General features: G+C 62.3%; 14 protein-coding genes. 3 read left to right on the top strand and 11 right to left on the bottom strand.

Going from position 1 to position 14534, the window contains the following annotated elements:
- Positions 1-104: 104 nt before the first annotated feature.
- The 5 genes from bioD to bioB are packed head-to-tail and all read right to left on the bottom strand — an operon-like array spanning position 105 to position 4629.
- Entirely contained in the window at positions 105-788 is a 684-nt protein-coding gene (gene bioD / locus CFBP1590_RS02470) for a dethiobiotin synthase (protein ID WP_058432350.1), read from the bottom strand.
- 33 nt (positions 789-821) lie between these two features.
- Entirely contained in the window at positions 822-1631 is an 810-nt protein-coding gene (bioC, locus tag CFBP1590_RS02465) for a malonyl-ACP O-methyltransferase BioC (protein WP_088234421.1), read from the bottom strand.
- The gene (locus CFBP1590_RS02460; RefSeq protein WP_029244096.1) at positions 1624-2367 is read right to left on the bottom strand and encodes an alpha/beta fold hydrolase; all 744 of its coding nucleotides are present in this window, start codon (positions 2365-2367) and stop codon (positions 1624-1626) included. Before CFBP1590_RS02460 ends, bioC begins: the two co-directional genes overlap by 8 nt.
- Positions 2360-3550 (bottom strand): 8-amino-7-oxononanoate synthase, encoded by a 1191-nt coding sequence (gene bioF / locus CFBP1590_RS02455; protein WP_088234420.1) that lies wholly within the window; start codon positions 3548-3550, stop codon positions 2360-2362. The genes CFBP1590_RS02460 and bioF overlap by 8 nt, the downstream gene beginning before the upstream one ends.
- A 20-nt stretch (positions 3551-3570) precedes the next feature.
- Positions 3571-4629 carry a biotin synthase BioB gene (gene bioB, locus CFBP1590_RS02450; protein ID WP_004880120.1) on the bottom strand — a complete coding sequence of 353 codons (1059 nt, stop codon included), beginning with the start codon at positions 4627-4629 and terminating at the stop codon, positions 3571-3573.
- Between the two features lie 91 nt (positions 4630-4720).
- Here bioB and CFBP1590_RS02445 point away from each other — a divergent pair, with 91 nt between their 5' ends.
- The 3 genes from CFBP1590_RS02445 to CFBP1590_RS02435 all read left to right on the top strand — a co-directional run bounded on the left by CFBP1590_RS02445 (position 4721) and on the right by CFBP1590_RS02435 (position 8396).
- Positions 4721-5461: a ComF family protein gene (locus tag CFBP1590_RS02445; protein WP_088234419.1), complete on the top strand. Its 741-nt coding sequence runs from the start codon at positions 4721-4723 to the stop codon at positions 5459-5461.
- A 188-nt stretch (positions 5462-5649) separates the two neighbouring features.
- The gene (locus CFBP1590_RS02440) at positions 5650-6414 is read left to right on the top strand and encodes a TOBE domain-containing protein (protein WP_029244099.1); all 765 of its coding nucleotides are present in this window, start codon (positions 5650-5652) and stop codon (positions 6412-6414) included.
- Positions 6415-6494: 80 nt separating this feature from the next.
- Complete coding sequence (locus CFBP1590_RS02435) at positions 6495-8396, top strand: PhoX family protein (RefSeq protein ID WP_088236348.1); 1902 nt, start codon at positions 6495-6497, stop codon at positions 8394-8396.
- A gap of 424 nt (positions 8397-8820) precedes the next feature.
- Here CFBP1590_RS02435 and CFBP1590_RS02430 read toward each other — a convergent pair whose 3' ends face one another.
- Genes CFBP1590_RS02430 through CFBP1590_RS02405 form a run of 6 tightly spaced genes read right to left on the bottom strand, consistent with a single transcriptional unit; the run spans position 8821 to position 14372 of the window.
- Positions 8821-9654: a phosphodiesterase gene (locus tag CFBP1590_RS02430; protein WP_029244101.1), complete on the bottom strand. Its 834-nt coding sequence runs from the start codon at positions 9652-9654 to the stop codon at positions 8821-8823.
- 25 nt (positions 9655-9679) lie between these two features.
- A complete protein-coding gene (locus CFBP1590_RS02425) occupies positions 9680-10711 on the bottom strand; it encodes an ABC transporter ATP-binding protein (protein ID WP_029244102.1) in 1032 nt (343 codons plus the stop codon).
- The gene (locus CFBP1590_RS02420; protein ID WP_024688179.1) at positions 10708-11502 is read right to left on the bottom strand and encodes an ABC transporter permease; all 795 of its coding nucleotides are present in this window, start codon (positions 11500-11502) and stop codon (positions 10708-10710) included. Before CFBP1590_RS02420 ends, CFBP1590_RS02425 begins: the two co-directional genes overlap by 4 nt.
- Positions 11499-12368 (bottom strand): ABC transporter permease, encoded by an 870-nt coding sequence (locus CFBP1590_RS02415; RefSeq protein WP_043305517.1) that lies wholly within the window; start codon positions 12366-12368, stop codon positions 11499-11501. The genes CFBP1590_RS02420 and CFBP1590_RS02415 overlap by 4 nt, the downstream gene beginning before the upstream one ends.
- Positions 12368-13369: an ABC transporter substrate-binding protein gene (locus CFBP1590_RS02410; protein WP_088234418.1), complete on the bottom strand. Its 1002-nt coding sequence runs from the start codon at positions 13367-13369 to the stop codon at positions 12368-12370. The genes CFBP1590_RS02415 and CFBP1590_RS02410 overlap by 1 nt, the downstream gene beginning before the upstream one ends.
- Entirely contained in the window at positions 13353-14372 is a 1020-nt protein-coding gene (locus CFBP1590_RS02405; protein ID WP_088234417.1) for a substrate-binding domain-containing protein, read from the bottom strand. The genes CFBP1590_RS02410 and CFBP1590_RS02405 overlap by 17 nt, the downstream gene beginning before the upstream one ends.
- Positions 14373-14534: the final 162 nt, after the last annotated feature.

Raw genomic sequence — 14534 nt, 5'->3', positions numbered from 1 at the left:
AACGGCGGGTAAATGCTCGACAAATAGACTAATGGCACTAGGCCTGTTAATAGCCTGAGCCTTGAACAATCAAAACATTCAGGCGAGTCAATGAGATAGCTGCGCTATGCGTCGAGCAGCTCCAGATGCAGACATTGCGCCACATTTTCGGCGTCGGGATTCTTGAGCCGTGGCACACGCCCAAGGCACGGCGCCGGAAGACGCTCGGCCAGCGTGGCGAGGTTTTCTTCCAGCCGCGACGTCTTGCCATCAATGATGTTGGCGACCCAGCCTGCAAGGTGCAGCCCGTCTCTGGCAATCGCCTCGGCCGTCAGCAGCGCATGGTTGATGCAGCCGAGGCGCACGCCAACCACCAGAATCACCGGCAGCCCCAAGGCAATGGCGAGGTCAGACAGGTTGCTCTGATCGGCCAGCGGCACGCGCCAGCCTCCAGCACCTTCGATCAGGGTGAAGTCCGCCTGTTTGCTCAGGATGTGCTGCATCGGTTGCAGCAGGGAACGAACCGTCAATCCCACGCCCGCTTCACGCGCAGCCAGATGAGGGGCGATCGCGGGCTCGAAGGCCACCGGATTGACTTCGTCATAGCTCAACGTGATGGAGCACTCGGCCTGCAACGCCAGCGCGTCGGAGTTGCGCAGCCCCTGGGGCGTGACAACACAGCCTGATGCAACCGGCTTGCCCGCCGCCGTGCTCAGGCCGCTCAATCGTGCAGCATGCAACAGGCCGGCTGCGACCGTGGTCTTGCCGGCATCCGTGTCAGTTCCGGTGATGAAATACGCAACGCTCATCTTGGCGGTCTTCCCTTTATGAAGTGAACCCGGTCAGGGTTTTTCAAGTACCGCATAGACCACCTGATAGGTGGCGGGCAGCCCTGCGTTCTGGCGAAAGCGCTCGTACGCCCGCACCAAGCCCAGAATCCGTTCGCGCCCCGTCAAGCCGCTGGGCCGTCCGGGGTTGAGGTTGTGGGCGCCCAGCGCTTTCAGTTCATGGGTCAGGCTACGCACGTCCGGGTAATGCAGCACATGCGGACGCACTTCAAGGCTGCTGACGCTCAAACCGCTGGCTGCGCACAACTGACGATAGTCGTCCTCGCGCCGAAAGCGGTTCACATGCACCCGACCATCAACGGCCTGCCAGCTTTCGCGCAGCTCATACAATGTCCCTGTGCACAGGCTGGCGAAGGCAAACACCCCGCCCGGCTTCAGCACTCGAAACGCTTCACTCAGCACAGCCCTGAAGTCCGCGCACCACTGCACCGCCAGGCTGGAGAAAATCAGCTCGCAGGCTTCATCGGCCAATGGCATGCGTTCGGCATCGCCTGCCACGAAATGCCGGGCGCCGCCCAAAGGTTGAGCGTGACGCAGCATGCCTTCGGCGATGTCCAGCGCGACACCTTCGCTGGCGTCGAATCTCTGCGCCAGTACGCGGCTGAAATAGCCCGTTCCGCTGCCCACATCCAGCCAGCGTGAGGGAGCGCATTCGGTTGGCAAGCGGGACATCAGCTCATGCCCGACGGCGCGCTGCAATTCAGCGACGCTGTCGTAACTGCCCGCTGCGCGGGAAAATGAGGCCGCGACCTGACGCTTGTCAGGCAGACCTGCCGACAGCACGGCGTGTGAAAGGTCAGTCATGGTCCGACTCGTGTTCCGATTCATGTAGAAAAGCCTGGATCGCAGCGGCCACGCCATGGGGGTTTTCCAGAAGGAAGGCGTGGCTGGCCTGTTCGATCACGCCGACTTCAACGTCCGGCAAAAGATCCAGCAGATCGCCCGCAGCTTCGGCCGGTACGAACGCATCGAGCCCGGCAAAGAGATGTAACTGGGGTCCACGATAGGTCTGCAAGGCACTTCGCGTGTCGAGTTGCTGCAGGATCTTCAGCCCGTCAACCAGCGCAGTGGGCGAGGTATGCGGCGCGCCGGCCTTGAGCAGTCGGGCCAGACCGCGTGGGTCTTCCGCACCTTGGGTGCACAGCAGACTGAAGCGCTTGAGCGTTGCATCAGGATCGGCAGCGCAACCTGCCAGAAACGCTTCGAAGTCCTGCGCAGGCATCGCATGCGGCCAGGCACCCTGCGTGACGAAACAGGCATTGCTGGCCAGCGTGAACAGGCCGCAACAGCGTTCGCCGCGCCGGGCCGCCAACTCTCCCGCGAGCATGCCGCCCAATGACCAGCCGCCCAGCCAGGCGTCGTCGGGAAGGTTGGCGTCCAGCTCATCAAGCCAGTCGTTCAGCTCACAGCTGTCGATGTCCGGAAGCGGTTCGACCTCGACGCGCAAATGTTCGTCCAGCCCGCGCAACGCAGCCGCCAGCGGTTCAAGTGGCGAAACACCCAGGCCCCAGCCCGGCAGCAGGATCAGACGATCACGCATGATCGGGCTCCATGGATTCAACCGCGTCCAGCAGCGGGTAACACTGCTCCAGTGCACCTAACAATAGCTGCACTTGCGCCTCGGTGTGCGCCGCCGACAGTGTCACTCTCAGACGCGCGCTGCCGACCGGCACGGTGGGCGGGCGAATGGCAGTCACCATCACGCCACGCTCGCGCAGCAGTTGCGACAGGCGCAAGGCACGTCCGGCATCGCCGATCAGAATCGGCTGGATGGGTGTGAAGCTGTCCATCAGTTGCAGGCCCAATTGCTCTGCGCCGTGACGGAATTGGCGGATCAGGTTGGTCAGATGTTCGCGACGCCAATGCTCGGTGCGCAGCAGCTCCAGGCTTTTAAGCGTCGCGCAGGCCAGCGCAGGCGGCTGGCTGGTGGTGTAGATGTAGGGCCGGGCGAACTGGATGAGGGTTTCGATCAGCTCTTCACTGCCCGCCACGAAAGCCCCGGACGTGCCGAAAGATTTGCCGAGCGTACCAATCAGCACCGGCACATCCTCCATGCTCAGGCCGAAATGCTCGACAAGCCCGGCACCGTTGGCGCCCAGCGGACCGAAGCCATGCGCATCATCAACCATCAGCCACGCGCCTTTGGCCTTGGCGGCACGTGACAAAGCAGGCAGGTCGGCCACGTCGCCGTCCATGCTGAACACGCCGTCGGTCACCACCAGCGTATCGCCCACGGCGTTCTCCAGCCGGGAATCGAGGCTTGCCACGTCGTTGTGCAGATAACGGGAAAACCGCGCGCCACTGAGCAGACCGGCGTCCAGCAGCGAGGCGTGGTTCAGACGGTCTTCCAGCACGGTATCGCCCTGACCCACCAACGCTGTGACAGTGCCGAGATTGGCCATGTAGCCGTTGGAGAACAACAGGGCGCGCGGCCGACCGGTCAGTTCGGCCAAAGCTTCTTCCAACGCATGGTGCGGCGTGCTGTGGCCGATCACCAGATGCGAGGCTCCACCGCCGACACCCCAGCGCTCGGCCCCCGCCTGCCACGCGGCAATCACCTCGGGATGATTGGCCAGCCCCATGTAATCGTTGTTGCAGAAGGCCAGCAGCGGCTTGCCGTCGACCACCACCTGCGGCCCTTGCGGGGTCTCAAGCAGGGGTCGCTGGCGATAGAGATGTTCGTTGCGGCGCGCCTCGAGTCGGGTACGCAGATCGAAAGACATGCAGGCTCCGCTCCAGAGGGTCAGGCAGACGCTGCGTCGTAGAACAGCGCACTGCTTTGCTGCTCGACCAGTGCCTGCTCGATGGCGGCCTGATGCACTTCGTCAGGATGCTCTTCGCCCGCTTCCGGCTTGATGCCCAGACGGGAGAACAGCAGCATGTCCTTGTCGGCCTGCGGGTTGGCGGTGGTCAGCAGTTTGTCGCCGTAGAAAATCGAGTTGGCACCGGCAAGGAACGCCAGCGCCTGCATCTGCTCATTCATCGCCTCACGGCCAGCGGACAGGCGCACGTGGGATTTGGGCATCAGAATCCGCGCCACCGCCAGCATGCGGATGAAGTCGAACGGATCGACATCTTCGGCGTTTTCCAGCGGCGTACCGGCGACCTTCACCAGCATGTTGATCGGTACCGACTCGGGATGCTCCGGCAGATTGGCCAACTGAATCAGGAGACCGGCGCGGTCATCGAGCGACTCGCCCATGCCCAGAATGCCACCCGAGCAGATCTTCATTCCGGCATCGCGCACGTAAGCCAGGGTTTGCAGACGCTCGCCGTAGGTACGGGTGGTGATGATGCTGCCGTAGAACTCGGGCGAGGTGTCCAGGTTGTGGTTGTAGTAATCCAGGCCGGCGGACGCCAGCGCGGCAGTCTGGTCCTGATCCAGACGGCCGAGGGTCATGCAGGTTTCCAGGCCCATCGCCTTCACGCCTTTGACCATCTCCAGCACGTACGGCATGTCTTTGGCCGACGGATGCTTCCACGCCGCGCCCATGCAGAAACGGGTCGAGCCGATGGCCTTGGCGCGAGCGGCTTCTTCCAGCACTTTCTGGACTTCGAGCAGCTTTTCCTTTTCCAGGCCGGTGTTGTAGTGACCGGATTGCGGGCAGTACTTGCAGTCTTCGGGGCAGGCACCGGTCTTGATCGACAGCAGGGTCGAAACCTGAACGCGGTTGGCGTCGAAATGAGCGCGGTGCACGCTCTGCGCCTGAAACAGCAGGTCATTGAATGGCTGTACGAACAGCGCCTTGACCTCGGCTAAAGTCCAGTCGTGACGCAGAGTGGCGGTGATGCTGGCGCTCATCGGGCGGCTCCTTGGTGGTTCTGGGGGCTGAGCGCGGGGACGAAAAGACCACAAGCGCTACACGGATGTTCGGCATATTTAAGGAAGAGCGATGCGCTGTCAACCAAGCCACAAGCATGAGGCTTACATCTGGTTAAAAAACAAACAGAACTGTTTGTTATGCGATGAACGCAGCGATGTCCCGTTGCCCATCTGCATGCCGTGCGAAACCGAGCTGCCGTGGCTCGGCGACCAATGCGAGTGCTGCGCCCTGCCCTTGCCGATGTTCGGCATGAGCTGCGCGCAGTGCATCAGAAAGCCGCCCGCCTTTACCCACGTCATCGCGCCCTGGCTGTATGACTTCCCGGTCGACAGTCTGATCACTCGCTTCAAGCACAACGGCAAATGGCCCATGGGGCGGTTGATGGCTGAACTGCTTGGGCAGTTTCTGCAGCATCGCTTTGACGAAGGCCTGGCACGCCCTGATTATCTTGTCCCTGTACCGCTCGCCAGCAAACGCTTTCGCCAGCGAGGTTACAACCAGGCCGCCATGCTCGCCGCCTGGCTGAGTAAAGAGCTGCAATTGCCGATGGACGAACGCCATGTGCTGCGAATCCGTGACACGCCCAACCAGCAGGGTCTGGATGCCAAGGCACGCAAGCGCAACCTGCGCGGGGCGTTCACTCTGGTGGATGCCGAATGGCTGCGCGGCAAACATGTCGCGCTGGTGGACGACGTACTCACCACCGGCTCCACCGCCGACGTGATTGCCCGTTTATTAACCCGTGCAGGTGCCAGCCGGGTGGACGTCTACTGCCTGGCCAGAACGCCCAAGCCGGTGGAAGGGTCATAGGCCTTCAGCACACCGATCGTGCCCATGCTTCGCGTCACATGCAGCCGTGACGCTCTGCCTCACACCAACAGCGTCAACAGCGGACGCTGGAATGGGAACGATCAGCGTGAAGTTGACGAAACGAACGCAGGGCATGGGAACCATCAGATGTTTTACACTCGCGCCACCTGCCAGAGCGTTCAATCACCATGCCGTTACCACCCCTCCTCACCCAACACATGGCCCGCCGCCCGCAACGTATTGCGCTGTTGCAGCACATAGACGAGCAGGGTTCGATCACCCGTGCGGCCAAGAGCGCGGGGCTGAGTTACAAGGCGGCGTGGGACGCCATCGACGAGTTGAACAATCTGGCGCAGAAGCCGCTGGTCGAGCGCAGCGTTGGCGGACGCGGCGGCGGTGGTGCGAAGTTGTCGGCAGAGGGCGAGCGGGTGCTGCGGCTATATCAACGGGTTCAGGCACTTCAGGCGCAGGTGCTGGAAGCCGCCGAAGACAGCAGCGACCTCGACCTGCTCAATCGACTGACCCTGCGCACCAGCGCGCGCAACCAATTGCTGGGACGGATCGTGAGCATCACCCGGCAAGGCCATAACGACACGGTTCGCCTGCGCCTCGCGGACGAGGTGTTCATCGACGCGCAAATCACTCACGACAGCAGCCTGCGCATGGAGCTGACTGTCGGGACTGAAGTCGTCGCCCTGATCAAGGCCGGGTGGCTGGAATTGTTCGCAACCAGCCACTCTGAAACATCGGGAAACAATTGCCTTTTCGGACAGATCGAAGAAGTGATCGACGCCGAAGACGGTCCCAGCGAAGTGCGCATCTTCCTGCCCAGCGGCCATACGCTGTGCGCCCTGGCGAGCCGTGACGTGTTGCACACACAACAGCTGGAAACCGGCAATCCGGTGCAGGTCCGCTTCGCGCCTTCGCTGGTTCTGCTGGGCACGCCGCTCTAGCGATTCAGGGCCATTGTTACGACACAATTCCGTCATACACGCGCTTTAAGGTAGCCACCACATTTGTGGGAGCCGTGATGATGAAACTATTAGAAGAAAATCAGTCCACCGATCTGGAAAACATGGTCGGTCTCACCCGCCGGGGCTTCATCAGCGCGGGCGCCCTGTGCGGCGCTGCGATGTTTCTGGGCGGCAACCTGTTGACCCGTAGCGCACTGGCCGAAGGCGTCAGCTCGGCTTCCCGCAGACTGCTGGGTTTTGAAAGCATCCCCGCCGCCACCGCCGACAGCATCAGCCTGCCGACGGGCTACACCTCCTCCGTATTGATCAGCTGGGGCCAGCCGCTGGAGGCAGGCGGCCCGGCGTTCGATCCGAGCGGCAAGGGCTCCGCCCGAGCGCAGGAAGTGCAGTTCGGCGACAACAACGACGGCATGAGCCTGTTCCCGATGCGCGGCCGCAAGGATCGCGCGCTGATGGCGATCAACAACGAATACACCAACTATCGCTACCTCTTCGATCACGGCCAGACGCCGCAATCGGCCGAAGACGTACGAAAGGCCCTGGCCGCCGAAGGCGTTTCAGTGATCGAAGTCCTGCAGAAGAACGGCAAATGGCAGTTCGTGCAGGGCTCGCGCTACAACCGTCGCATTCACGGCAACACGCCGATCAAAGTGAGCGGCCCGGCCGCTGGCCATGAGTGGCTCAAGACCGAAGCCGACAGAACCGGCACCCGCGTGCTGGGCACCTTTCAGAACTGCGCCAACGGCAAGACGCCGTGGGGCACCTACCTGACGTGCGAAGAGAACTTCACCGACTGCTTCGGCAGCACCAATCCTGATCAGGTCTTCGATGCAGGCATGAAGCGCTATGGCGTGACAGTTGCCAGCAGGGACAACAACTGGCATCTGTACAACCCGCGCTTCGACGTCGCCAAGAACCCCAACGAGATCAACCGTCACGGCTGGGTGGTCGAGATCGATCCGTTCGAGCCCGACTCCATGCCGGTCAAACGCACCGCGCTGGGTCGCTTCAAGCACGAGAACGCCGCCTTCACCCTGACCAAGAGCGGTCGTGCCGTGGTGTACATGGGCGATGACGAACGTGGCGAGTTCATCTACAAGTTTGTCAGCCGCAACAGGATCGATCGCATCAATCCAAAGAACAACCGCAACATGCTGGACCACGGCACGCTGTACGTGGCGCAGTTCGATGGTGGCGACAACAACCCGGACCACCCGAAAGGCAAGGGTCAGTGGATCGAGCTGACCCATGGCAAGAACGGGCTCGACGCAACCAACGGTTTCAACAATCAGGCAGAAGTGCTGATCCACGCGCGTCTGGCCGCCAGCGTCGTGAAAGCCACGCGCATGGACCGCCCGGAGTGGATCGTGGTCAGCCCCAAGGATGGCCAGGTCTATTGCACCCTGACCAACAACGCCAAGCGCGGCGAGGATGGCCAGCCGGTCGGTGGTCCGAACCCGCGGGCCAAGAACCAGTACGGGCAGATCCTGCGCTGGCGTGAAACGAAAGATAACGCCTCGTCCCTGACGTTCGAGTGGGACCTGTTCGTGGTCGCGGGCAACCCGACCGTGCATCCGGGTACGCCGCAGGGTGGCTCCAGCAACATCACCCCGCAGAACATGTTCAACAGCCCGGACGGGCTGAGCTTCGACGCGGCCGGTCGCCTGTGGATCCAGACCGACGGCGACTCCAGCAACAAGGGCGACTTCGCAGGCATGGGCAACAACCAGATGCTCTGCGCCGACCCGGCCACCGGTGAAATCCGTCGTTTCCTGGTCGGACCGGTCGGCTGCGAAATCACCGGCATCAGCTTCGCGCCGGACTATCGCACGATGTTCATCGGCGTTCAGCACCCCGGCGAGAACGGCGGTTCGACCTTCCCCGAGCACCTGCCCAACGGCAAACCGCGCTCATCGGTAATGGTGATCACCCGACAGGACGGCGGCGTCATCGGCGCCTGACGCAGTCACTGATCGTTCCCACGCTCTGCGTGGGAATGCCTCCCAGGACGCTCCGCGTACGCTCTCGAATGTGGCGCAGATGTGTGCACAGGCTCCAGCGTTATCCACGTCATGCGCCCGGCTCACCGAATCCTCAGTCTGTGCCATTTGTGACGCGGAGCGTCACGGGAGGCATGCCAACGCGGAGCATTGGCACGATCAGTGGTGAGGCGGATTTGATGATCGTTCCCGCGCTCTGCGTGGGAATGCCTCCCAGGACGCTCCGCGTCCGCTCTCGAATGTGGCGCAGATGTATGCCCAGGCTCCAGCGTTATCCGCGTCATGCGCCCGGCTCACTGAATCCTCAGCCTGTGCCATTTGTGACGCGGAGCGTCACGGGATGCATGCCAACGCGGAGCATTGGCAGGATCAAGCCTGACCAACCTCAGTCAATCAATCCATTCGCATCGTAGAACGGATACGGCCCTTCATATTCCCCGAACACGGCGTTGTGGCTGACCAGCCCTTCCTGAGGATGCCAGCGGTGCAGTACGTAACCCGCAGGTTCCAGATTGAAATGCGCAGGCGCGGCTTCGTCCAGGTCGAGCACGATCTGGTGTGAAGTGCCGGGGCAGACGCAGGTCAGGCTGCCACCGAAACGACGCTGCATCGGCCGGTGCAAATGCCCGCACAACAGACGCTCCACCTGCGGGTGCCGGGCGATGACCCGCTCCAGCTCCATCGCGTGGCCGAACGGCTTGTGATCCATGTGACCAATGCCGGACATGAACGGCGGGTGATGAAGGATGATCACCGTCGGTACATCGGGGCGACGCGACAGTTGAGCGTTCAGCCAGTCAAGCTGGCAATAATCGAGTTGCCCGCCATGCTCGCCGGGGATGGTCGAATCCAGGCCGATCAGACGCACCGGATGCTGCTCGACCACCCAGTCCAGCGGACCGTCTGCGGACAGCGGCAGGTACACGTGATCGGCAAACGCAGCCAGCAAATGCTCGCGGTCGTCGTGATTGCCGGGTACCAGATAGAACGGCATCTGCAGACGCTCCAACTCCGGCCTGAGCACGGCGTATTCATCGGCCCTGCCGAAGTCCACCAGATCGCCGCTGATCACCACAATATCCGGGCGCTGCTTGCTGGCATTGATGTGTTCGACAGCGCGGCGCAACGCGCCCAGTGTGTCGACGACCCCGTAGGTCAGACGGCCATCGGCCTTGAGGTGCAGGTCACTGATCTGGGCAATAAGAAACGGACGATTCAAAATAATTTCTCGACAGAAAAACGGCTTACGAATGCAGGGTGAACAGCACTTGCGGATCGACATTCAAGCCAAGATGCGCGCCTGCTGCGTGGATCAGGTTGTCCGGGCTGTCGACCAGCAACGGCTGAGTGCCGCCGACGTCCACCAGCAGACGACTCTGCGCGCCCTGAAAGAACTGACCGACCAACCGGCCTTGCAACTGCCCGCCTACGGAAGTCAGGCGCAGGTGCTCGGGACGGCAATACACCGTGCCCGGCAAATCGACGCCCGACCATGGCAACTCACCACCCGTGACCTTCAGGCCTGACTCGGTACGCCCAAGCACGCTGAACGCATTGAGGTTGCCAACGAACCCGGCCACGAACGCGTTGGCGGGCTGCTGGTAGATTTCCCTCGGGGTCGCCAGTTGCGAAACACAGCCCTTGTCCATGACCAGAATCCGGTCACCCAAGGCCATCGCTTCGCCCTGATCGTGGGTCACGAATACCGAGGTAATGCCCAGCCCGCGCAACAGTTGATCCAGCTCGCTGCGCAGGCGCTCGCGCAATTGTGCGTCCAGCGCGGCCAGCGGTTCGTCGAGCAGCAACACCCGAGGACGCGGCGCCAGCGCACGTGCCAGCGCAACGCGCTGACGTTGACCGCCGGACAGTTCATGAATGCGGCGCTTGCCGTGATCGGTCAGGCCGACCAGTTCAAGCAACTCATCACAGCGCTTGTTGCGCTCGGCGTGGGACAGACCTCGAATCTTCAAGCCGTAGACGATATTGCCCGCCACATCGAGGTTAGGAAACAGCGCGTAGTTCTGAAACACCATGCCGACATCACGCCGTTCGATGGGCAGGCGCGTCATGTCCTGATCGTCGAACAGCACCTGTCCGACGTCGGGACGCTCAAGCCCGGCGATCAGGCGCAGCGTGGTGGTTTTACCGCAGCCGGACGGGCCGAGAATCGCCAGCGTCTCGCCGGGTTCAATGGTCAGGTGCAGGTCCTGTACAGCAACGGTGCCGTCGGCAAATGCCTTGCGGCAGCCCTTCAGGCGTATGGTCGTGCCGCTCATCGGCTGTCTCCTCGGGCAAGACGGGCGCTGATGGCCTGCAACGCAATCAGCAGCGGCACAATCAGCAACAGAAAAAGAAGGGTGTAGGCGCTGGCCACTTCCAGCCGCGCCGACGCGTAACTGTCGGCCAGACCGACCGGCAGGGTTTTGGTCATGGGGGTGTGCAGCATCCAGGTCAGGTTGAATTCGCCCAGCGACAACGTCACCACCATCAGCACGCCGGCCAGAATCCCGGCGCGGCAGTTGGGCACCACCACGCTGAAGAAGCGCTTGATCGGTCCGGCACCCAGGCTTGCCGCCGCCTCCTCAAGCACCGGCAGTTGCTGGCGCTGCATCACAGCCATTACCGGACGTACCAGAAACGGTAGGGTGAACAGCACATGGCCAACCAGAATGAACAGCCAACTGCCGCGAAAGCTGCCGAATTGCCCGTAGGTCAGCAGCAATGCCAGAGCACTGGCCAGACCCGGCATGGCGACGGGCAACACCATCAGCTCCTCGAAGGCGCGGCTGAAGCGGTTATTCATACGCACCAGCGCATATGCGGCGGGTACGCCGATCAGGCAGACGCACAGCGCACAGGCCACGGCCAGTTGCAGCGACAGCCAGACGGTCGGCGAATAGGCCTGCCAGACCTGCACCAGCCAGTCGAAGGTCAGTCCGCTGGACAGACCTTGAAAGTAATTGCGCGTCAGGCCCGCCAGCAGCGAAAGCACCACGGGCACCAGCATGAACGCGCAGACCAACAGGGTGAACAGCAACTGCGCAGCAAACAGAGGCGAACGTTTCACAGGGCAATCCCCGAGTTCTTGACCAGACGGCGCGCCAGCAACAGCACTGCCCAGGTCACCAGACCGAGGATCACCGACAACGCAGCGGCGACCGTGAAGTTGGCATAGTTGGTGAACACGTTATAGATCGCCACCGGCGTGACATTCAGGCGTGTGCCCAGCGTGAACGCCGTGCCGAATGCGCCCATCGACGTGGCAAAACAGATCGCGCCGCAGGACACCAGCGCAGGCATCAGGCCCGGCACAATCACGTCGCACACCACACGCCAGTGTCCTGCGCCCAGCGAATGCGCTGCTTCCTCAAGACTCCGGTCCAGACTTTCACAGGCCGCCATGACCGTGAGGATCACCCGAGGAATCGAGAAGTACAGGTAGCCGATGAACAGGCCGGTCAGCGAATAGGCGAAGATCCACCGCTCACCTGCCAGTTCCAGGCCGAGCGCGGCAAAGATGCCTTGCCGCCCCGCCAGCAGGATCACCAGAAACCCCACCACCACGCCAGGAAACGCCAGAGGAAAGGTCAGCAGCGCGACCAGCGCGGAGCGGCCGAAGAACTGATTGCGGGCAAGAAACACACCGCTGATTCCACCGACCAGCAAGGCGGCCAATGTCACCACGGCAGCCAGCACACAGGTCTGCGCAAGACTGCCCATGTATTGAGCGCTGCTCAGCACTTGCCAGTAACCGCTGCCATCCACTTCGTTGCCCTGCGCACCGAGCACAATCAGGTGCGTCAGCGGCAGCAGCCAGAACGCCACCAGCACTGCCATCGCCGGGGCAAGCGCCACGGCAGCGGTCGGGCGCAGGCGCAGCCTGGACAATCCGCTCGAACGCAAAACAATGGCGTCTCCCAGCGAGGCCGACATTACTTCACCTCACGCAAGTAACGGGCCGCGAAGGCTTCCTGCACCGCCGCCATGTGCTGGTAATCCACCACGCCTGCGCGGGCATAGTCGCTGTCCGGGAGGAACTGCGCGGCCACCTCGGCAGGCATGTTCGAGCGCACCGGACGCAGATAGGCCTTGGCCCACAGCGCCTGACCCTCGTCGGACAGTACGAAATCCAGCACCTTCTCGGCGTTGGCGCGATGCGGCGCCTTGGCCACCAGACTCATCACGTACGGCACACCGATGGTGCCTTCCTTGGGAATCACGAACGCAACGTTGGCCTTGTCCTTGTAGCGGGCGCGATACGCATTGAAGTCATAGTCGACCAGGATCGGCAACTCACCGGACAGCACGCGGGCATAGGCCGTTTGCTTGGGCACGATGGGCGAGTTTTTCGCCAGTTTCTGGAAGTAGTCGATGGCAGGCGCGAAATTATCCAGCGTGCCGCCCATCGCCTGGTTGATCGCCACAGCGGAGACATAACCCACGAATGCGCTGGACGGATCAAGGTAGCCGACCATGCCCTTGTACTCAGGCTTGAGCAGGTCTGCCCAGCTCTGCGGCACAGGCAGGCCGCCCAGTGCGTCGACGTTGACCATGATGCCCAACGTACCGGAGTGAATGGCGAACCAGTGTCCCGCCGGGTCTTTCAGGCCAGCCGGAATATCTTCCCAGTGCTTGGGCTTGTAGGTGTCGACCACCCCGGCCTTCTGCGCCTGCAGACCGAAGGTCACGCCGTAATACACCACGTCGGCAACTGGTGCAGCCTTTTCGGCAACGATCTGCGCCAGCGCCTGCCCGGAGTTCTTGTTGTCGAGCGGCACCTGCACGCCGGTGCTGTCGGCGATGGCCTTGAGCTGCGAGCCCCAGTCCGCCCACTCGGGCGGGCAGTTGTAGCAAATCGCGGTTTCGGCGGCCTGCGCGAGGCTGGCCGCGCCACACAACAACAGTGCCGCGAGGGTTTTACTGAAGCTGAGCATGAAGCGTCTCCTGATAGGACTGGGTACTTTCACCGGACCGGATATGGCACGGCAGGCAGTGGGAAACCGGCGCAGATCCAGCGATCTGCGCCAGCAATTGATCAATAAGGGTGTGCGCCAGCTCGGCAATGGGCTGAACGACGGTGCACAAGGTCGGGTGCATCTGGGTGCCCAGGGCAATGCCATCGAAGCCCATCACCGAAACGCGGCCGGGAACCTCCAGACCGTTGCGCCGCAGTTCGGCAATCAGGCTGATGGCCAGCAGGTCGTTGGAACAGACCAGCGCTGTCGGCGCGTCGGGACCGCGCAACAGAGGCTCGATTGCGGCGAAATCAGCCTGGGTGTGAGCCGGCATTTCAATGACCGGAAGTTGTTGAAGACCCTGCGCGAGCATCGCGTCGCCATAGCCCGCGTAACGCAGGCGCGCACGGTCGGACTGCATGGCCGGGCCCGCGACCATGGCGATGCGCGAGTGCCCGAGTTCGATCAAATAGCGTGTGGCCAGCGCCATGCCTGCCCGGTTATCCACCGACACCGCGCTGTAATCCGGGTTGCTGGTCTGGTGGTAGGCGAGTACGAAGGGCGTGTCTTCATTGATGAGGCTTTGCAGGACCTGGTTGTGCTCGGCGTCGGTCACCGTCAGCACCAGTCCGTCGACCCGCTGGCGCAACAGCTCTTCCACCACGTCGCTTTCACGCTCGCTGGCGTAATCGGTGGTGACAAGCAGCAGGTTGTACCCGCGACGACGGGCGGCGCTTTCCATTGCCTGAAACTGTTCGGCGAAGACCGGGTTATGAAGGTTGGGAACGACCACGCCGATCAGGTTGGTGGTCTGCAGGCGCAACTGACGGCCCAGCCGGTTCGGACGGAAGCCCAGCTCGCGTGCGGCGACGAATATTTTTTCACGCGTGTCGGAGCGCACCACATCGGGCGTCGCAAAGGCGCGGGCAGCCGTGGCCCGGGAAACCCCGGCCAATCGTGCAACCGCTTTCAGATCCGTCATTGCCGCCCCTTTTTGAGATCGATCTCATTGGCGGCGACTCTAGTGATCCCATATGGCTGAACAGAGAACGGACGATGAACGTTTGGTGACAATCGAATGCTTGCGCAGATAAACAGTCAGGGCTTTGGCGAACCGGGACCGGTCTGCGTTAACATCAGCGGT

The sequence above is a fragment of the Pseudomonas viridiflava genome (genome assembly GCF_900184295.1).
Taxonomy (GTDB): Bacteria; Pseudomonadota; Gammaproteobacteria; order Pseudomonadales; family Pseudomonadaceae; genus Aquipseudomonas; species Aquipseudomonas viridiflava.
The sequence above is the reverse complement of the archived record's forward strand: the minus strand, read 5'-3'. Positions and strand labels throughout refer to the sequence as shown.